At 43.9% G+C, this 17,166-nt stretch carries 21 protein-coding genes; 11 read left to right on the forward strand and 10 right to left on the reverse strand.

Features of this window, described 5'->3' with window-relative positions; translation table 11 throughout:
- Nucleotides 1–257 precede the first annotated feature (257 nt).
- The 10 genes from D0T49_RS10420 (at nucleotide 258) to sufD (ending at nucleotide 9,344) form a co-directional block, all read left to right on the forward strand.
- Nucleotides 258–2,561, forward strand: coding sequence for a cation-translocating P-type ATPase (locus D0T49_RS10420; protein ID WP_163631124.1), 2,304 nt, complete (start codon nucleotides 258–260; stop codon nucleotides 2,559–2,561).
- A complete protein-coding gene (locus D0T49_RS10425) occupies nucleotides 2,527–2,736 on the forward strand; it encodes a heavy-metal-associated domain-containing protein (RefSeq protein WP_163631126.1) in 210 nt (69 codons plus the stop codon). Before D0T49_RS10420 ends, D0T49_RS10425 begins: the two co-directional genes overlap by 35 nt.
- 157 nt (nucleotides 2,737–2,893) lie before the next feature.
- Nucleotides 2,894–3,187 (forward strand): hypothetical protein, encoded by a 294-nt coding sequence (locus D0T49_RS10430; RefSeq protein WP_163631128.1) that lies wholly within the window; start codon nucleotides 2,894–2,896, stop codon nucleotides 3,185–3,187.
- Entirely contained in the window at nucleotides 3,177–3,857 is a 681-nt protein-coding gene (locus tag D0T49_RS10435; protein WP_163631130.1) for a hypothetical protein, read from the forward strand. The genes D0T49_RS10430 and D0T49_RS10435 overlap by 11 nt, the downstream gene beginning before the upstream one ends.
- A gap of 140 nt (nucleotides 3,858–3,997) precedes the next feature.
- On the forward strand, nucleotides 3,998–4,297 hold the full coding sequence (locus tag D0T49_RS10440; RefSeq protein ID WP_163631132.1) for a nucleotidyltransferase family protein: 300 nt from the start codon (nucleotides 3,998–4,000) through the stop codon (nucleotides 4,295–4,297).
- Nucleotides 4,290–4,625 (forward strand): DUF86 domain-containing protein, encoded by a 336-nt coding sequence (locus tag D0T49_RS10445; protein ID WP_163631134.1) that lies wholly within the window; start codon nucleotides 4,290–4,292, stop codon nucleotides 4,623–4,625. The genes D0T49_RS10440 and D0T49_RS10445 overlap by 8 nt, the downstream gene beginning before the upstream one ends.
- A gap of 167 nt (nucleotides 4,626–4,792) precedes the next feature.
- Entirely contained in the window at nucleotides 4,793–6,229 is a 1,437-nt protein-coding gene (gene sufB, locus D0T49_RS10450) for a Fe-S cluster assembly protein SufB (protein WP_163631136.1), read from the forward strand.
- A 173-nt stretch (nucleotides 6,230–6,402) separates the two neighbouring features.
- Nucleotides 6,403–7,206, forward strand: a complete 804-nt coding sequence (sufC, locus tag D0T49_RS10455) for a Fe-S cluster assembly ATPase SufC (RefSeq protein WP_163631138.1) — start codon at nucleotides 6,403–6,405, stop codon at nucleotides 7,204–7,206.
- 154 nt (nucleotides 7,207–7,360) lie between these two features.
- Nucleotides 7,361–7,825: a GxxExxY protein gene (locus D0T49_RS10460; protein WP_163631140.1), complete on the forward strand. Its 465-nt coding sequence runs from the start codon at nucleotides 7,361–7,363 to the stop codon at nucleotides 7,823–7,825.
- Between the two features lie 178 nt (nucleotides 7,826–8,003).
- On the forward strand, nucleotides 8,004–9,344 hold the full coding sequence (gene sufD, locus D0T49_RS10465) for a Fe-S cluster assembly protein SufD (RefSeq protein WP_163631212.1): 1,341 nt from the start codon (nucleotides 8,004–8,006) through the stop codon (nucleotides 9,342–9,344).
- Between the two features lie 350 nt (nucleotides 9,345–9,694).
- On the opposite strand, the gene D0T49_RS10470 is transcribed toward sufD, so the two are convergent.
- The 6 genes from D0T49_RS10470 to D0T49_RS10495 form a co-directional block, all read right to left on the reverse strand.
- Nucleotides 9,695–9,886: a hypothetical protein gene (locus D0T49_RS10470; protein WP_163631142.1), complete on the reverse strand. Its 192-nt coding sequence runs from the start codon at nucleotides 9,884–9,886 to the stop codon at nucleotides 9,695–9,697.
- A gap of 128 nt (nucleotides 9,887–10,014) precedes the next feature.
- Nucleotides 10,015–10,536, reverse strand: a complete 522-nt coding sequence (locus tag D0T49_RS10475; protein WP_163631144.1) for a DUF6633 family protein — start codon at nucleotides 10,534–10,536, stop codon at nucleotides 10,015–10,017.
- On the reverse strand, nucleotides 10,454–11,278 hold the full coding sequence (locus D0T49_RS10480; RefSeq protein WP_163631146.1) for a hypothetical protein: 825 nt from the start codon (nucleotides 11,276–11,278) through the stop codon (nucleotides 10,454–10,456). The genes D0T49_RS10475 and D0T49_RS10480 overlap by 83 nt, the downstream gene beginning before the upstream one ends.
- Before the next feature lie 155 nt (nucleotides 11,279–11,433).
- Nucleotides 11,434–11,607, reverse strand: coding sequence for a hypothetical protein (locus tag D0T49_RS10485; protein WP_163631148.1), 174 nt, complete (start codon nucleotides 11,605–11,607; stop codon nucleotides 11,434–11,436).
- Nucleotides 11,586–11,789 (reverse strand): hypothetical protein, encoded by a 204-nt coding sequence (locus D0T49_RS10490; protein WP_163631150.1) that lies wholly within the window; start codon nucleotides 11,787–11,789, stop codon nucleotides 11,586–11,588. Before D0T49_RS10490 ends, D0T49_RS10485 begins: the two co-directional genes overlap by 22 nt.
- Nucleotides 11,790–11,815: 26 nt before the next feature.
- A complete protein-coding gene (locus tag D0T49_RS10495; RefSeq protein WP_163631152.1) occupies nucleotides 11,816–11,959 on the reverse strand; it encodes a hypothetical protein in 144 nt (47 codons plus the stop codon).
- A gap of 162 nt (nucleotides 11,960–12,121) precedes the next feature.
- On the opposite strand from D0T49_RS10495, the gene D0T49_RS10500 reads away from it, so the two are divergent.
- Nucleotides 12,122–12,823: a S24 family peptidase gene (locus D0T49_RS10500; protein ID WP_163631155.1), complete on the forward strand. Its 702-nt coding sequence runs from the start codon at nucleotides 12,122–12,124 to the stop codon at nucleotides 12,821–12,823.
- A gap of 284 nt (nucleotides 12,824–13,107) precedes the next feature.
- Here D0T49_RS10500 and D0T49_RS10505 read toward each other — a convergent pair whose 3' ends face one another.
- The 4 genes from D0T49_RS10505 to D0T49_RS10520 all read right to left on the reverse strand — a co-directional run bounded on the left by D0T49_RS10505 (nucleotide 13,108) and on the right by D0T49_RS10520 (nucleotide 16,946).
- On the reverse strand, nucleotides 13,108–14,235 hold the full coding sequence (locus tag D0T49_RS10505) for an ABC transporter substrate-binding protein (protein ID WP_163631158.1): 1,128 nt from the start codon (nucleotides 14,233–14,235) through the stop codon (nucleotides 13,108–13,110).
- A 295-nt stretch (nucleotides 14,236–14,530) separates the two neighbouring features.
- Complete coding sequence (gene yihA / locus D0T49_RS10510; RefSeq protein ID WP_163631160.1) at nucleotides 14,531–15,136, reverse strand: ribosome biogenesis GTP-binding protein YihA/YsxC; 606 nt, start codon at nucleotides 15,134–15,136, stop codon at nucleotides 14,531–14,533.
- Between the two features lie 35 nt (nucleotides 15,137–15,171).
- Nucleotides 15,172–16,170, reverse strand: coding sequence for a glycosyltransferase family 9 protein (locus D0T49_RS10515; RefSeq protein WP_163631214.1), 999 nt, complete (start codon nucleotides 16,168–16,170; stop codon nucleotides 15,172–15,174).
- A 131-nt stretch (nucleotides 16,171–16,301) separates the two neighbouring features.
- Complete coding sequence (locus D0T49_RS10520) at nucleotides 16,302–16,946, reverse strand: DUF4254 domain-containing protein (protein ID WP_163631162.1); 645 nt, start codon at nucleotides 16,944–16,946, stop codon at nucleotides 16,302–16,304.
- Nucleotides 16,947–17,166 lie beyond the last annotated feature (220 nt).

Raw genomic sequence — 17,166 nt, forward strand, 5'->3', positions numbered from 1 at the left:
TAAGTTTGCTATTGCAAACCAACCCAAGGCGACGCTTCGCTTTGCCGTTGGGCTAAAATAACCTGCCACTTCGTGGCGAAAAAATCTTCCGGACACCGACTGATTTGTAATCCGGAAGTTTATCATCTGCGGATTTAAAATCCGCTATTAGCTCTTCATCGGATTGCCACTCGAACTTGTTGGCTTGCCAAGAAATCCGATGAGACAAAAATTGCGAATCCGAACGGGCAAGGATAATCAAGATAATCTTGTAAATCATGGTCAAGAAACAGTTTGATATAACAGGAATGAGTTGTTCGGCATGTTCGGCTCATGTAGAAAAGAGTGTTGCGAAGCTCGACGGAGTTCAATCCGTAAGCGTAAACCTGCTTACCAACAGCATGGCAGTAGAGTTTGACGAAAAAACGACAAACGAAACCAATATAGAACAAACCGTAGCCGAAGCAGGTTACCAAGCCCATGTGCAGAAAGCCGACAATACAAAAAGTGCAATCGACTTTGTGCAAAAGGAGCAGGAGGAAATGCGCCGGCGTTGGTGGTGGTCGCTTGTGTTTCTCATTCCATTGCTGTACGTAGCTATGGGGCACATGTTTTCATGGCCTTTGCCCGCCATATTGCTTGGTAATGAGAATGCCCTGACTTTTTCCATCGTACAACTCGCGCTTATTATCCCGATAGCAGTACTTAACCTGAAATACTTTACACGCGGATTCAAATCCATGATAAAGGGAAATCCTAATATGGATTCGCTTGTAGCCCTCGGCGCTTCGGCTGCTATCATCTACGGAGTTTATGCCATTTTCCGCATTGCTTACGGGTTGAGCCACAACGATATGGAAATGGTACAACAATTTTCGCACGACCTATATTTCGAGTCGGCGGGTACAATACTTACGTTGGTTACTTTAGGTAAATACTTCGAAAGCAAATCAAAAAGCAAAACATCCGAAGCTATTACCAAGCTAATGGACTTAGCCCCGAAAACGGCTACCATTATCCGTTATAATATTGAGAAAGAAGTACCTATCGAGCAAGTTTTGGTAGGCGATTTGGTAATAGTAAAACCCGGACAGCGTATTCCGGTAGACGGCGTTATAGAGAAAGGCACCGCTTCGGTAGACGAGTCGGCACTTACAGGCGAGAGCATTCCGGTTTTCAAGCAAGCAGGCGACACCGTACTCACCGCTACCATAAACAAAACAGGCTCATTTACTTTCAAAGCCACAAAGGTAGGCAGCGATACAACGCTGTCGCAAATCATAGCTTTGGTAAACGAGGCTTCGGCATCAAAAGCCCCTATCTCCAAACTGGCCGATAAAATCAGCAGCGTATTTGTGCCCATTGTTATTTGCATTGCGGTTATCGCTACCATTATTTGGTTGCTTTTAGGATATTCATTTGATTTTGCACTGTCCATTGGCATTTCCGTACTGGTTATCTCCTGCCCCTGCGCGCTTGGGCTGGCAACCCCCGTTGCCATAATGGTAGGTACAGGAAAAGGTGCAGAACATGGTATTTTGATAAAATCGGCCGAGTCTTTTGAAAAAGCACAGAAGATTGACACCGTTGTGCTGGACAAAACAGGTACTATTACCGAAGGAAGACCGCATGTGACAGACATATATACCAATGGCATAAGCAACGGGGAGTTTATCTCGCTCCTTGCTTCGCTCGAAAAATTATCCGAGCATCCGCTGGCCGAAGCGATAGAACGGGAAGCCGCCCGGATGAAAGTAGAATTGCTCGACACCGACAATTTCAACGTCATTCCCGGCTTGGGCATCGAAGGCACTATAAAAGGCACGTATTACTGCGTAGGAAGCCGTAAACTTTTAGCCTTGCGGAATATTGACATCAGCAATTTTCAGAATATAGCCGAGCAGCTGGCCGAAGAAGGAAAAACGCCGCTGTTTCTGGCCAACAGCCACGATGCTTTAGGCTTAGTAGCAGTAGCCGATATTGTGAAACCGTCGAGCAAAAAAGCCATTGAGCAAATGTACGGCTTGGGAATGGACGTGGTAATGCTTACAGGCGACAACAAGAAAACGGCACAGGCAATTCAGAAGCAACTGAATATTAAGCACGTAGTAGCCGAGGTGCTGCCTCAGGACAAAGACCGAGAAATAATACGGCTGCAGTCCGAGAAAAAGACGGTGGCAATGGTGGGCGACGGCATCAACGATGCCCCGGCACTAATGCGCTCCAACCTCGGCATGGCAATAGGCGGAGGCACCGATATAGCCATCGAGTCGGCTGATATTGTACTTATGCGCAGCGACCTGCTCGATGCCGTGACAGCTTTCCGGCTAAGCAACGCCGTGCTTAAAAACATAAAACAAAACCTTTTCTGGGCATTTATATACAATATTATCTGCATCCCGTTGGCAGCAGGGGTATTTTTCCCCATATTGGGATGGAAGCTAAGCCCGATGTTTGCCGCACTGGCAATGAGTTTCAGCTCAGTCTCGGTAGTGCTGAATGCCCTCCGGCTAAGAAATTTCAAACCTTTATCTAAAAACGCTAAATATGAAACAAAAAATCGTAAAAGTGGAGACGCTTAAATGCCAGAATTGCGCCACACGTCTTGAGGATATACTGAATACGGTAGACGGGCTTTCGGCAAAAGTAGATTTTGCTACAAAAACAGCTTATATCGACTCCGAAAGAGATATAGACAACGAAGAAGTGAAATACATCATCGAATTTGCAGGATATACGGTATCCGATATTCAATAACCCTTGTAGGCCAAGACGCTAAATTCCTTTGTTTGGCGTAGCAAAATGCTACGCCATCTTTAAAAGCAAAGTTTTACTTTGCAACAACGCAAATATAATAAAGCAAGAGCTTTATTTCTAACACGACGTAGCGGGATGCTACGCCGAACATCGGCAGATGAACACAAGTTTACCCCTTCGCTACCGCGCGAATCTTTCGCGTGGTAAGGCGAAAAAAAAGTTTATTGAAAAGCCACACGATACAATCGTGCGGCAGCAAGAGGCGAACAAGTTCGAGCGACAATCCGATGATGTTCTAATAGCGGATTTAAAATCCGCAGTTAATAAATCACGGGATTACAAATCCCGTGAGACGGGGGACAAGGTCGGTCGGGCGAAGAAAAAGAATTTAGGCACTAAAACGGATATTCATTTCATTCATTCTGATACAAACCCTAAAGATGAAAAGTGACAAGGAAGCATTAAAGAGCAGAGGATTCGTTGAAAAACAGGCTGAAAATGAATACTCAGTACTCAGCTTTGATGAAAAAACAGAATTGCTCAAAAGCTCCCTGCCTACCGATAGAACTATAGGGGCACGGTTGCTACGGAGCGAAGAAAAAGCAATTCCCCTTTTGATTGAGGCATTGAAGAAAGAGAAAAAACTATATACCAAAATTGAAATCTGCGATACACTTGCATCGTACGGCACTGTAGCAGTACAACCCTTGATTGATGAATTAGGAAAAATCGGCAACAACCAGCACAAAACAGTACCACAAGAGCGTTTTAATAAAAAGAGCTACCCTCTGCTAAGGGATATTTCGGCAAGGACTTTAGTCAATATCGGGAGCGATGCCCTACCCGCTTTGCTCCATACACTCGGCAGCAAAAACATGGCGCAACTGAGCGAAGCGATAGATACAATCGGCTATATTTGTTTCTATAATCGTACCGCAGGAGTGTTCGGTAGACTAATGCAATGCTTTGATGAGAATAGGGAAAACGACCTTATCCGTTGGAAAATAATGCGTGCCATGAGTGCATTGCCCGAAAGCAAAGATTTTTTGCAAACCCGCCTGCAAACAGAAAAAAACGCGGGAATCGTCCTCGAAATACAACGCAGTTTGTCATTGATTTAAAAACAGGTTTGTATATCAACTTTTATTGTAACAAAATTGTTATATTTGCATAATATAGGATACGCCTCAGCAGACCTCAAGCAAGTTTGGCTCTGCATTTGGCTTTCACTATATTTGCATATAATAAGATTATTCCTAAAATGAATATAATTGAAAACAATATAAAAAAGATAAAAGCCTTGTGTAAAAAATACAAGGTTAATAAGTTGTTTGTTTTCGGTTCTGTATTAACAAATCGCTTTAATAATGAGAGTGATATTGATTTTCTTGTCGATTTCGACAAAGAAGAAATAAATGATTATTTTGAAAATTTCTTTGACTTAAAATACTCTCTTGAAGATATTCTTGAAAGAAAAGTTGATTTACTGGAAGAACAATCAGTAAAAAATCCGTATTTAAAAAAAGATGTTGACCAGACTAAACTTTTGATTTATGGATGATTTAAAAAAGAATTTAAGCGACATTCTTACTGCAATCGACGAAGTAGATAGCTTTTTCGGAAATAAGCCAAAATTATATGAAAACTTTTCCTCTGATTTATTTCTACGTAGAGCAATAGAAAGAGAAATTGAAATTATAGGAGAAGCGACAAACAGGATACTAAAAATAAATCCTAACATTGGGATTACAAATTCACGGAAAATAGTTGATGCACGGAATTATATAATTCATGGTTACGATAGTTTGTCGATAGATGTACTTTGGAGTATAGTAGTTAATCATTTACCAAAATTAAAAACAGAAGTAACCGAATTACTTTCAGAATAAAACTATTACAATATTTTTTCGACGCGGAACACAAAAAATAGTGTTCCGCTTTTTTTAAACAATAATTTCTTTGAAACGTTAATACATATACCTTACAATAGGTAACAAAATTGTCCTTGTTTTTTTGTACTTTTGTTGCAGATTGTGACAAAAACCAAGCAAACATCATGTCAGAAGATATATTACATAAAGTCACCAACGAAGAATATAAATACGGCTTTACCACCGACATAGAAACCGAGGTCATCCCCAAAGGGCTGAACGAGGACATCGTACGGCTTATTTCGGCCAAAAAGAACGAGCCCGAATGGCTGCTCGAATACCGCCTGAAGGCATACCGCCACTGGCTTACTATGGAGATGCCTACGTGGGCACACCTCGACATTCCCGAAATTAACTATCAGGATATTATCTATTACGCCGCACCACGCAAAAACGCCCCGAAAAGCCTCGACGAGGTGGACCCCGAACTGCTGAAAACATTCGACAAGCTGGGAATCCCGCTGGAAGAACAAAAAGCACTGTCGGGGATGGCTGTAGACGCGGTAATGGATAGCGTGTCGGTAAAAACCACCTTCAAAGAAACCCTTGCCGAACTGGGAATTATCTTTTGCTCGTTTAGCGAAGCGGTAGAGCATCACCCCGATTTGGTACAGAAATACTTGGGTTCGGTAGTGCCTTATACCGACAATTTTTTTGCTACGTTGAATTGCGCCGTGTTCAGCGACGGCTCGTTTGTGTATATTCCCAAAGGGGTACGCTGCCCGATGGAGCTTTCGACCTATTTCCGTATCAACGCCGTGAATACCGGACAGTTTGAACGGACACTGATAATAGCTGAGGAAGAAAGCTACGTATCGTATCTGGAAGGATGCACCGCCCCCATGCGCGACGAGAACCAGCTACACGCTGCTATAGTGGAGATAGTAGTGATGAAAAACGCCGAAGTGAAATACTCGACCGTGCAAAACTGGTATCCGGGCGATAACGAGGGCAAAGGCGGTATTTATAACTTTGTAACCAAACGGGGAATCTGCAAGGGAGAAAACGCGCGCCTGTCGTGGACGCAGGTAGAAACAGGCTCAGCCATTACGTGGAAGTATCCGAGCTGCATATTGCAGGGCGACAATTCGTCGGCCGAATTTTACTCGGTGGCAGTAACCAACAACTACCAACAGGCCGATACGGGTACAAAAATGATTCATTTAGGCAAAAATACCCGTAGCCACATACTGTCGAAAGGTATTTCGGCCGGACATAGCCAAAACAGCTACCGCGGATTGGTACGGGTAAATAAGGGAGCCGAAAACGCACGCAATTTTTCGCAATGCGACAGCCTATTGCTTGGCGACAAGTGCGGGGCGCATACATTCCCGTATATGGATGTGCACAACGACTCGTCGGTAGTGGAGCATGAAGCTACTACCTCGAAAATAAGCGAAGACCAGATATTTTATTGCAATCAGCGCGGAATATCAACAGAAGATGCCGTGGGGCTGATTGTAAACGGATATGCAAAAGAAGTGATAAATAAACTGCCTATGGAGTTTGCCGTAGAAGCACAGAAACTATTGCAAATAACGCTTGAAGGCTCTGTAGGGTAAGGCTTTCCAAAGCCCCTCCAAACCTCCCCTACCTCTATCCCCCTTCGGGTACTTTCTCCTACAGGAGAAAGAAAAAGGAAAATAGTTTTGGGAGGCTTAAAAAGTATAAACATGAAAGGCAATGGGTTATAAAAAAATATTTCTCATTTAATAGATTAAATTTTAGAAACAACATGAATAAAAATATAAATAACGAGACTAATCAAAAGCCTCCCCTAAGGGGAGGTTTGGAGGGGCCTCTACTTTCAATAAAAGATTTACATGCCAGCATCAATGGCAAAGAGATATTGAAAGGGCTCAACCTCACCGTAAACGAGGGAGAAGTTCACGCTATTATGGGCCCAAACGGTGCAGGCAAGTCAACACTTGCCTCGGTGCTTACCGGACGTGAGGAATTTGAAGTAACCTCAGGTAAAGTAAATTTCTATGGAAAAGACTTGCTTGAACTTGCTGCGGAAGACCGCGCGAGGGAAGGTGTTTTTCTGAGCTTCCAGTATCCGGTGGAGATTCCGGGTGTAAGTATGGTAAATTTCATGCGCACAGCTGTGAACGAGCAGCGCAAATACCGCAATATGGAACCCCTGTCGGCTTCGGACTTTCTACGCATGATGCGCGAGAAAAAAGAACTGGTAGAGATGGATAACAAACTGACAAACCGCTCGGTGAACGAAGGTTTTTCGGGAGGAGAAAAAAAGCGGAACGAGATTTTCCAAATGGCTATGCTTGAGCCCAAGCTGGCGATACTGGACGAAACCGACTCGGGCTTGGATATCGATGCCCTGCGCATTGTAGCCAACGGAGTAAATAAGCTGAAACGCCCCGACAACGCAAGCATCGTTATCACACACTATCAACGCTTGCTCGACTATATCGTTCCCGATTTCGTGCACGTGCTTTACGATGGGCGGATAGTAAAAACAGGAGGAAAAGAACTGGCGCTGGAGCTGGAAGAAAAAGGATACGACTGGCTGAAATAAACAGGGAAAAAAAAGAGTTGAAGAAAACAGGCTCTTTTCATTTAAATTGCAACACAACAACACAACCAACAATACAAATTCATTACAAAAAATGCCTTATTTAGAATTATGACTTAAAAAAAATAAACATTAAAAAAATTGTTGAATACACACGATGAAAACACAGGCAGAGATAAACGATCTTTCGTACAAGATTGTTGGATGTGCGATTGAAGTAAATAGAAATTTAGGTTGTGGGTTGCCCGAATCCATCTATGAAGAATGTTTCTTAGAGGAATTGAGAGCAAACGGTTTGAAAGTTGATTATCAGAAAAAAGTCCCGATTACGTATCGTGGAAAAGAGTTATTTCACAATTTGAAACTGGATCTACTCGTCGAAGATTGCATTATCGTCGAAATCAGAAAAAACGGGGAGAACCAAGTTACGTGCAAATCGCGGATGTCGACCTATCTGAAATTGATGAAAAAACCGAAAGGAATGGTTATTAATTTTAATTGTGAAAATATCACGTCGCAGGTAATAGCCTTACTTTCTGAGGAATTTGCCAAGCTACCGAAAAGGCCGGAACTACCGCCTCTTCAGTACGACACGTTCAGCAGAAACGACGAGATTTTCTGAAAAGTTGTTTGATTTTATTTTATTAGAAAAATTTCGGTGCGCCGCACCTTGATTGTTCAGTTTCATTTGCAGCCGGCTGTAAATGCACTATAATTTTTGAGCTGTAGAGCCAACGTTATGTATAACTATTAAAACGAAACAAACTCCGAAAAGAAGATTGAAGATATTTTCCTGACCCATTGTCATGAACAAACAATATATTGACTTATACAAACAGCATAGCCCGAGTATTAAAAAACACTCGGCAGAGGTAATGAACCGCTACCGCGACAGTTCTTTCGAGCTTTTCGCCAAACTCGGATTCCCCACTCCCCGGATGGAGGATTACCTGTACTCCGACCTGCGCGAACCGCTCGCCGTAGATTACGGACTGAATATCAACCGGATTGCCATTCCGGTTGACCCGTATGAAGCATTCAAATGCGACGTGCCGGGCATCAGTTCGCACCTGTATTTTGTGGTGAACGATATGTTTTTCCCCGCCAAAAACTCGGTACCGCTACCCGAAGGGGTAATCATCGGAAGCCTGAAAGACATGGCCGGCAAGCATCCCGCACTGGTGGAAAAGTACTATGCAAAACTTTCGTCAGAAAAAGAAGACGGCTTAATCGCGTTCAACGGAGCATTTGCTCAGGACGGGTTTTTTATCTACGTGCCTAAAGGCGTGATGCTCGAAAAACCTGTGCAGATAGTAAATATCATGCGCTCCGATGTAGATTTTATGGCAAACAGCCACAATCTGGTCGTACTGGAAGAAGGGGCTAAAGCAAAGTTGCTGGTTTGCGACCATACAATGGATAACGTACGTTTTTTGGCCAACCGTGTTACCGAAGTATTCGTAGCCGAAAGAGCATCTTACGAGCATTATAAGCTCGAAAATACCCACAACCGGAACACTAACCTATCTACCCTGCTGATAGAGCAGAAAGAATCGTCGAACGTACTGACAAACATCGTCACCCTACACAACGGGATAACCCGCAACACAATAGAGATTGCACTGAACGGCGAGCATTGCGAAACCCTGCTTTGCGGCATGGTAGTGAGCGATAAAAACCAGCAGGTTGACAATTTCACATCAGTGCGCCACAACAAGCCAAACTGCCACAGCAACGAGCTGTTCAAATACGTGCTGGACGACGAATCGCAGTGTGGATTCACAGGGCAACTCGTGGTAGCAAAAGATGCCCAGAAAACACAGGCTTACCAAACCAATAAAAACCTGCTGCTCAATAATAACGCCCGTATAAGAACAAAACCACAATTAGAGATATACGCCGACGATGTAAAATGCTCGCACGGCGCAACCATCGGACAGTTGGACCAGGAAGCCTTGTTCTATCTCCGCTCGCGGGGCATATCGGGCAAAGAAGCGCGTTTGCTCCTGATGTTTGCTTTCATGGCAGATATAATCGGCAACATCAACATCGACGTATTGCAGGACAGGATAAAAATGATGGTGGAGAAACGCCTCCGAGGCGAGCAATCCAAGTGCGAAGGCTGCGTAGTGTGCCAGTAAAAAACTGATTTCCCCAAATAAGAAAGAATAGGATGTCTCCGGTTAAAAGCAGGACATCCTATTTTTATGTACCTATCCTCGCTGCCCGATATAGCCCCCATTGGCATAAGTTACGCTCTGCTAAACTTGTGCCAAAGGTGACCACGCGATACAATCGTGCGGCAGCCGTGTGGATTTAAAATCCACAGATAGTAACTTTCGGATTGCAAATCCGAAAGAACGAGAGTAACTTATGTCCGAAACAGACTCCATTGCTATCGTGCGAATTTTTCGCGTGGTAAGATGGTAAGAAATAATAAAAAGGAAACCCCTGTAGGAATTATGTGTGCCTACAGGGGTTTTTCGGATGGTTACTTGGTGGTGAGGCGGAAACCTTTGTGCGAACGTACCCAGCGATATTTGCCGCTTTGGAGTTTTTGGGTTTCTTGTTCTTTGGCAGTCTGGAGGGTTTCGCGGGAAATTTCCATTTCATTTGCACGTTCTTCGAAGGTGATGTAGCCATCTTTGGAGGGGGGAGGGTTGTAAAAATTTGTTTCTTCCATATCTTTTTTTTGAGTTAATAGTTAGTAATCATAGGGGTGAGGAGTAAGGAGTGAGAGGTAAGGAGTAAGGAGTAAGTGACTTTTCCCTTTTCCCTTTCACCTTTCACCTCATATTTTATATCTTGACTCTACTTTCGTTGTCGTGCGCTTTCAATCTCGAAGAGTTTCACGGAGCGGTATTTCATAAATTCCTTAAGTGCGGAGGTGATGGCCAGCCCATCTACAGCACCGTAGAATTTGCCGTATTGCCCTGCTTTGAATTGCTGGAAAAATACCATGAGTTCTGTCACTTTCAGGTGCCCGTAGTGAAGTATGATGGTGCGTGCTGTATCTTCAAACTGCTTTACGGTGAGTTTTTCCTTGCAGCCCGAAAACTCCGACAGGTCTTTGAGCTGTATCTCGAGCCATGCTTCGGCTGTGTTGTTTCCGTAGGTGGTACTCAGCCTTGTGAGGCTGGGCGCGACTTCGGAAGCGAAGCATTGTAGCTCGTGCCGGGCGTATTGCACCTGTTTGTCGGGGTTGAAGGTGGTGAGGAATTGCTCTGCATTGCCGTATTTTTCCACTATGTCAACCGCCCAGCTTGGTTTGTATGTGTCGGGCAAATTGCCGGTCGCGTTCGCCTTTTGTATTGTTTGTTTTATGTGTTCCATCGTTGTCTGTTTTTACATGTTTTGCGTTTTGGTTGATGTCTCGTTTGAGCCAACTGCTGAAATGGAATTTTGCGTCGCGCAGGTCTTTGTGTGTTTCGCCCCGGTTTTCGAGTTCGGCAAAAAAGCGTTTCAATAGGTCGGTTGCCCGGCCATCATCTCTTAGCCTATTGTTCATACAGATGGTTTCTATCCACAGGCGGTCGTTGAGCAACTCATCGAGCGTGTGGTACAGGCTTTCGGATATTACTTTCTGTTCGCCGTCGGATAATGTCACGGTTACTTTCTTCTTACATTCTTTTTCTTCTTCTTTTACTTCCTCTACTTCCTTTATTTCCTCTACTTCCTTTACTTCCTTTACTTCCTTTACTTCTTTTTCTTCCTTTATTTCTTTTTCTTCCCTCACAGGATTGTAGGCGTCGTAGTTGCATAGCCTTAAAATGCTTTCACCTTGTTCGGTACGGCGTTCTATTTCGTTCAGGCGGATGTGCTTGTCGATAAAACGCCGTACTTTATCGGCGCCCCATTTCCATCGTTGGGCGAGGAAACGCAGGCTGGCCCTGACTTCGCCGCGGCGGATTGTTATTTCGCGGCCCGAGGGTAGGATGATAATGGCGGGGGAGGGGTGAAATCGTGCCATTTGTATCAGGTCCAGCCATGCTTCGGAGAGACTGAAAACACGCTCTTGTTTCCAGTATGGGGTGTCGAAAAATTTCCTGCTCAATCTGATGTGCCCGTCGTTCATTTTTTAGTTACAAGTTACTTTGCCCTACGGGCAGTTACGAGTTACAAGAGAAATTTTGGAATCAAGATAGAAGAATTCAGAAATAAAAGAATTGCTTCGGCACTTACCTCTTACCTCTCGCTCCTTGCCTCTTATCACTCACTACTCGCTACTCACTACTCGCTTCTTTCTGTTACCTCTTTTCTCAATTTGCGAACGAGTGTTTCGATATTGGTAACGTACGTGTTGGCTTCGGTATCGGTGTGCATTGCCAGCAGGTCGCACTGGTTTACTATATCGTTTGCTATTTTTTGTATCTCGGTCATCATCAGTATAGGTATGAGTTGCATGCGTATGCGCTTATAAAGCCGTTGTAGTTGTACTCGTCGGTATCGGTGTGGTGGTGGTCGATTAGCAATTCTATTTCGGCTATCACCTCGCGTTTTGAGTCGGAGTTGTATTTTCTTTCAAATTCGTCCGTGCTCATGTCGAGTATTTCATTTATTTCTATGTCGGCTTCGTGGCGTGTCATTGTTGCCTGCTATTGTTGTTTGTTTTTTATCGTACCAATGCTGCTATTACGTGTGCTCCCGTGTATAGTGCAAACAGGGTGGCTACGGCAATGCAAATAATGCGGATTGCTTTTTCGCTCGTGGGGCTTGCTATCATGAGCCATATTAGTGCCTTTATCTTATCTTTCATTTTTTATGGTTTGTATTTGTCTTGTATTTATCTTATCTTTGTCAGATTGTTTGCATTACATTTATATTATGTTGTAATGACAATACAAAGGTAAATCAAATTTATCTTCTGTACAACAGAAAGGTAAATTAAAATTAGTTAAAAGATAAATAATATTTATATATGTCTGAAAACGAACGGCTTAAAAAGGTAATTTTGTGGTTGATTAGTCAGGGGATTGTTGATTCTCAGGAAAACCTTGCTCAGAAGCTCGGTTATAATGCTTCGTCGGTTTCTCAAATCGTGACAGGCAGAAAGCCGTTATCTGAAAAATTTGTCCGGAAAGTAATTAGTTTGTCCGAAAAGATAAATTCCGATTATCTTTTGGGCGTGTCTGACGATATGTTGAAAATACAGGAGGCAGCCGTTGTAAACAATCCGTCGCTTATATATGTGCCTATGGTGAGCCAGTATGCTTATGCGGGTTATCTTACGGGCTTTGGCGACGAGGAGTATATCGAAACGCTTCCTACCGTGCCTTTTATAGGCGACCACCTGCCCAAAGGGGAATATATGGCTTTTGAGGTGCGGGGCGACAGTATGGAGAATGGCAGCGAAGAGAGCATCTTGGAGGGCGACGTGCTGATGTGCCGCAAGATAAAGCAGGAGCTTTGGCGAAGCCGCCTGCATATTAATAGATGGGATTTTGTGATAGTGCACCGCACCGAGGGCGTACTTGTAAAGCGTATTGTGGAACACGATGTGGAACGGTGTACCATCACCATTCACTCGCTCAACGAGGTTTACCCCGACCGTGTGATTCCGCTCAACGAGGTTGCGCAGCTCTTCAATGTGATACAGGTGTCGCGCAACAGGAGAAGGTAGGAAAGGGAAAAGGGAAAAGGAAAAAGGTGAAAGGGAAAAGTATAAAGTCACTTACTCCTTACCTCTTACTTCTGATTTCTGATTTTTCCCATATTTAGCGCAAGTCTGTGACTTGTGCTTATTTTTTGCAGTTTAAAACTGCATCTGCTTTTGGCACAAGTTGCGCTCCGCTAAACTTGCGCCAGTGGAGGAAGGTAGGAAAGGTTAAAGGAAAAAGGAAAAAGTATAAAGTCACTTACTCCTTATTTCTTACTTCTTATTTCTTATTTCCGACTTCTTATTTCTTATTTCAACTTTTCGGTATAAACCAATTCGTATTCGGGCAGCAGGGTAGGGTGCAGTACTTTTATTACGTCGCTCAGCAGGAGGTCGGGGTGTGCTACGGCACTTTCCCAAAAATCGTTTGCGCCTGAGGGCAACGCCCGTTTGTTGAAGTTGTAAACCTCGCCGGAGCTTACAGGCTGAAAAAGCGCGTGCTTGGAGTCGGCCTTAATAAGTTCTTCTATCGAGTTGAAATTGCAGTTGAGCCATACGTCTGTTTTCCCGAAATTCATAATTACGCTTTCGAGGCTTAGTGGCAGGCTTCCGGTACCGGCATCGTCCGAGTAGAAATAACCGGCTCCCGCATCGGCAAAGAGCTGCCCCATATAGCTTTTGCCGCCCGGCATATACCACGTTCCCCTGAAATTGGTGCCCGACATAATGCGTGGCCGGCTGCTCACTTTGGCAGCAAGGGTCTTTACATGTGTGTAGTTCTCTTCTACGGCTGCGAAAACGTGGTTTGCTTCCGTCTCTTTGTCGTAAAATGCGCTTACAAATTTTATCCATTCGGCACGTCCCGGCAGGGTCGTTTCCATCCATTCATTATTATATAATACAGGTATTTTCGCTTGCGATACGCGTGTCATATTCGGGTCGTTTTGGTTGTACCCGCTTGTCATAAGAGCTTGCGGACGTAGCGCCATCGCCTTTTCCACATTCATGCTGAAAGCGTCGCCAAGGTCGGCTATTGTTTTATTTTCGATGTTGTTACGCAGATGCTCGTTATAAACCAGATGGGGCGAGCAAATGCCTGTAATGGTATTCAGTTTGCCGCACAGGTTGATAAACTCAATGTGTGTGACCGATGTTATCGCTATGGTTTGCAAGGGGATGAGTACTTTTGTACCATCCGGAGGAGTTTCTGTGTTATTGTCTTTCGTAAGGTAATACCGTGCGTATACCGAGCCTTTTTCCCACGGATTGTAAACTACCACTTCTTTGAAACCCTTGTGGTAATATATGGCAAATCCTGTGGCGTGTTTCAGTTGTAGCGAGTCGCCTGCTGCGGATGAATTAGCATTGTCACCCCCTTTTTTTACGCATGAAAATAGTGCGAGCGACAGGATGAGAATATAAGTTAGTTTTTTCATTAAATTATTCTTTGCGGATTTTAAATCCGCTGTTATAATATCATCGGATTACAAATCCGATGAGACAAAGAAATGTAATCCATCTTGTTCCTTTATCTGATATCCTGTACTCATTTTTTTCGACACATAAGTTCAGTTAGTTCACATATAGAAACACATAGGTTTCCTTTTGTTCGGCATAGCGGGACGCTACGCCGAATACTATGCCGAACAAAAGCCGCCTGAATACTTATCCTTCTGATTTCTGATTTCTGACTTCTGATTTCTGACTTCTTAAATATTCATCTACTACCTTTTAGCTCTCTTTTATTGATTGATTTATTTCGTCGATATAGGTCAGCAGTTCGTCTTTTCCTTCGCGCTTTTCCGACGAGGTGTAAAAAATTGGGGGGAGTTCTTCCCATTCTTCGCTCAGTTTTTGCTTATAGTTTTCGATATTTTCGGTAAAGCGCGTACTCGATAGCTTATCCTTCTTCGTAAAAACGATGGAAAAAGGAACGTTGCTTTCGCCCAGCCATTGCATAAATTCGAGGTCGATTTTCTGTGGCTCGTGCCGGCAGTCTATCAGTACGAAAAGGTTTGTGAGCTGGGTGCGGAAAAGTATGTACGATTCGATTATTTTCTTGAGCTTTTCGCGCATCGACTTGCTGGCTGTGGCGTAACCGTATCCCGGCAAATCGACCAGATACCACTCGTCGTTGATATAAAAATGGTTTATCAACAGGGTTTTACCCGGCTTTGCCGATGTTTTGGCCAAGTCTTTCCGGTTGGTAAGCATATTAATGAGCGACGATTTTCCTACGTTAGAGCGTCCGATGAAAGCATATTCGGGTAAATTTGTTTCAGGGCATTTTTTCCAATCGGTATTGCTGATAACAAATTCGGCTGTTTTTATATCCATTTTTCTTGTTTTTTTACTTCACAAAGGTAATTTTTCTATCTTGTTTCTTCTGTCTTATTTCTGACTTCTTCCACTTTATTTATTACCTGCTGCGGACTTATTCCGTACATACACGCATAGTCGCCACGATAGCAGGGCTTCTGCCCGAATACGGAGCACGGACGGCAATGTAAGTCGGTTTGTACGGCATTTTCTTCTTTCTGGTTCCACCCCATGAATCCTGCGTAAGGATGCGTAGCACCCCACACCGAAACTACTGTTGTACCCACCATCGAGGCGAGGTGCATGTTGGCCGAATCCATCGAGAGTACCACATCCATATTGCTAAGCAATGCCAGCTCCTGCCCGAAGCTCAACTTGCCGATAATGTTCACTATAGCAGGGTATTTCTGTTTCCACTTTTCTACTATCTGTTTTTCGTGCTCGCCGCCGCCAAACAGGAATAGTTTCACGCCGTTGGTTTTCAGCAGTCCGCCAATCACTTCCTGCAACAGCTCAGGCGGATAGGCTTTACCCTCGTGTTTGGCAAAGGGGGCTATCCCTATCCATCTGTCAGCGCCCTTTTGTCCTGTAATGCTCTCTATTGCGGATATGTCGGCAGATTTATTGCCGTAGATTGATGTGAAATTGAGGTGGAACTTAAATCCTAGTTTTTCCAATACTTTTTTGTACCGTACGAAACTCGTGTCGAGCTGTTTCAGTATTTTATGGTTCCTTCGGGTAAGTTTCTTTTTCTCTTTTCGTCCCTTGTCTATTGTGGCTACAGGTGTGCCTGCCAGCCTGAAGCGTATGCGCAGGTATTTGGTGCGGAGTACGTCGTGCAGGTCGGCAACGTAGTCGAACTGTTGCACTTCAAGCTCTTTGTACAGACGGTTCAATCCTCTTAGCCCGTCGTAATCTTTCAGGTCGATACCTTGAAAGTGTATGTTCTGAGGCAGATTTTGGAAAATAGCCCCGAAATTCTTCCGGCTCAGTACCGTTATCTGCACATCGGGGTACTGTTTGGCAAGCGAGCAGACCACCGGAACTGTCATGGCAACATCGCCAAGAGCCGAAAATCGTATGACCAGAATACTTGCCTTAGCCCCCTTAAATTCCCCCCGAGGGGGAACTTTTATATTAGTATTGTTTTTTGAATTTTCGATCACAGCAGTGCAATAGTTTTTTATTTGCACTCATTTTGTCCCCCTTGGGGGGATTTAGGGGGCTGATTTCCGTACAGCACAGGGTTCAGGTCGGGGTCGTTGTACATTTTCATTTGTTTGTACACTTTCATCATCTTCGTGCCTTTGCTTATTTCATCGAGCAACTGTTCGATTGAGAGCGACAGGTCTTTCTTTTGCTCCAGCAGTACATCCAGTTTTTTTTGCGACTGTGCCCGGTGTTCGTCTGTGGTGTTGGGGCGTGTTGCCTCCTGCTGCATGTGGTAAATTTTCAGATGCAGGATAGAGAGGCGGTCGACCGCCCACGCGGGGCTTTCGGTGTTCAGGGTAGCCTCCGGCGATACTTCCACATTTTTGAACGTATCGAGGAAGTAACTGTCGATAAGCTCTACTAAGTCGGTACGGTCTTGATTCGATTTGTCGATGCGGCGTTTCAGAGCCAGTGCTGCCACAGGGTCGATATTCGGATCGCGGATAATATCCTCTAAATGCCACTGCACGGTATCAATCCAGTTTTTCAGATAGAGGTAGTACTCTATCGTTTTAAGTTCGTACGGATTGTTTATAGGGAAGTCGATATTATCGGTTTTATGATAATCGTTCACCGATTGTTCAAATATCTCGTTAAATAGTTGTACGTATTTCATATTCTGCTTTTACTTGTTTTTAGTTTACACAAAAATAGGCTTTTTTGTTCGAATCCCCAACACGTTGTTTTTTTGGGGGGTGAGGAGCAAATTATAAATATTTAATTATTAGAGATTATATTCAATAAAAAATTACAGTTGTAATTACCAGTGCTTTATATCGGTTGATATATTAAAATTCAAATATATGCACTCCGTTAGGAGTGGAAGTTTGGTAAAA

The organism is Paludibacter sp. 221 (assembly GCF_010501035.1).
Classification (GTDB): Bacteria; Bacteroidota; Bacteroidia; order Bacteroidales; family Paludibacteraceae; genus QVMH01.

Excerpts from the sequence above, each read along its gene's own strand:
- D0T49_RS10420 (WP_163631124.1), top strand. The coding sequence starts at position 258 with ATGGTCAAGAAACAGTTTGATATAACAGGAATGAGTTGTTCGGCATGT.
- D0T49_RS10425 (WP_163631126.1), top strand. The coding sequence starts at position 2,527 with ATGAAACAAAAAATCGTAAAAGTGGAGACGCTTAAATGCCAGAATTGC.
- D0T49_RS10430 (WP_163631128.1), top strand. The coding sequence starts at position 2,894 with ATGAACACAAGTTTACCCCTTCGCTACCGCGCGAATCTTTCGCGTGGT.
- D0T49_RS10435 (WP_163631130.1), top strand. The coding sequence starts at position 3,177 with ATGAAAAGTGACAAGGAAGCATTAAAGAGCAGAGGATTCGTTGAAAAA.
- D0T49_RS10440 (WP_163631132.1), top strand. The coding sequence starts at position 3,998 with ATGAATATAATTGAAAACAATATAAAAAAGATAAAAGCCTTGTGTAAA.
- D0T49_RS10445 (WP_163631134.1), top strand. The coding sequence starts at position 4,290 with ATGGATGATTTAAAAAAGAATTTAAGCGACATTCTTACTGCAATCGAC.
- sufB (WP_163631136.1), top strand. The coding sequence starts at position 4,793 with ATGTCAGAAGATATATTACATAAAGTCACCAACGAAGAATATAAATAC.
- sufC (WP_163631138.1), top strand. The coding sequence starts at position 6,403 with ATGAATAAAAATATAAATAACGAGACTAATCAAAAGCCTCCCCTAAGG.
- D0T49_RS10460 (WP_163631140.1), top strand. The coding sequence starts at position 7,361 with ATGAAAACACAGGCAGAGATAAACGATCTTTCGTACAAGATTGTTGGA.
- D0T49_RS10470 (WP_163631142.1), bottom strand. The coding sequence starts at position 9,886 with ATGGAAGAAACAAATTTTTACAACCCTCCCCCCTCCAAAGATGGCTAC.
- D0T49_RS10475 (WP_163631144.1), bottom strand. The coding sequence starts at position 10,536 with ATGGAACACATAAAACAAACAATACAAAAGGCGAACGCGACCGGCAAT.
- D0T49_RS10480 (WP_163631146.1), bottom strand. The coding sequence starts at position 11,278 with ATGAACGACGGGCACATCAGATTGAGCAGGAAATTTTTCGACACCCCA.
- D0T49_RS10485 (WP_163631148.1), bottom strand. The coding sequence starts at position 11,607 with ATGCAACTCATACCTATACTGATGATGACCGAGATACAAAAAATAGCA.
- D0T49_RS10490 (WP_163631150.1), bottom strand. The coding sequence starts at position 11,789 with ATGACACGCCACGAAGCCGACATAGAAATAAATGAAATACTCGACATG.
- D0T49_RS10495 (WP_163631152.1), bottom strand. The coding sequence starts at position 11,959 with ATGAAAGATAAGATAAAGGCACTAATATGGCTCATGATAGCAAGCCCC.
- D0T49_RS10500 (WP_163631155.1), top strand. The coding sequence starts at position 12,122 with ATGTCTGAAAACGAACGGCTTAAAAAGGTAATTTTGTGGTTGATTAGT.
- D0T49_RS10505 (WP_163631158.1), bottom strand. The coding sequence starts at position 14,235 with ATGAAAAAACTAACTTATATTCTCATCCTGTCGCTCGCACTATTTTCA.
- yihA (WP_163631160.1), bottom strand. The coding sequence starts at position 15,136 with ATGGATATAAAAACAGCCGAATTTGTTATCAGCAATACCGATTGGAAA.
- D0T49_RS10515 (WP_163631214.1), bottom strand. The coding sequence starts at position 16,170 with ATGACAGTTCCGGTGGTCTGCTCGCTTGCCAAACAGTACCCCGATGTG.
- D0T49_RS10520 (WP_163631162.1), bottom strand. The coding sequence starts at position 16,946 with ATGAAATACGTACAACTATTTAACGAGATATTTGAACAATCGGTGAAC.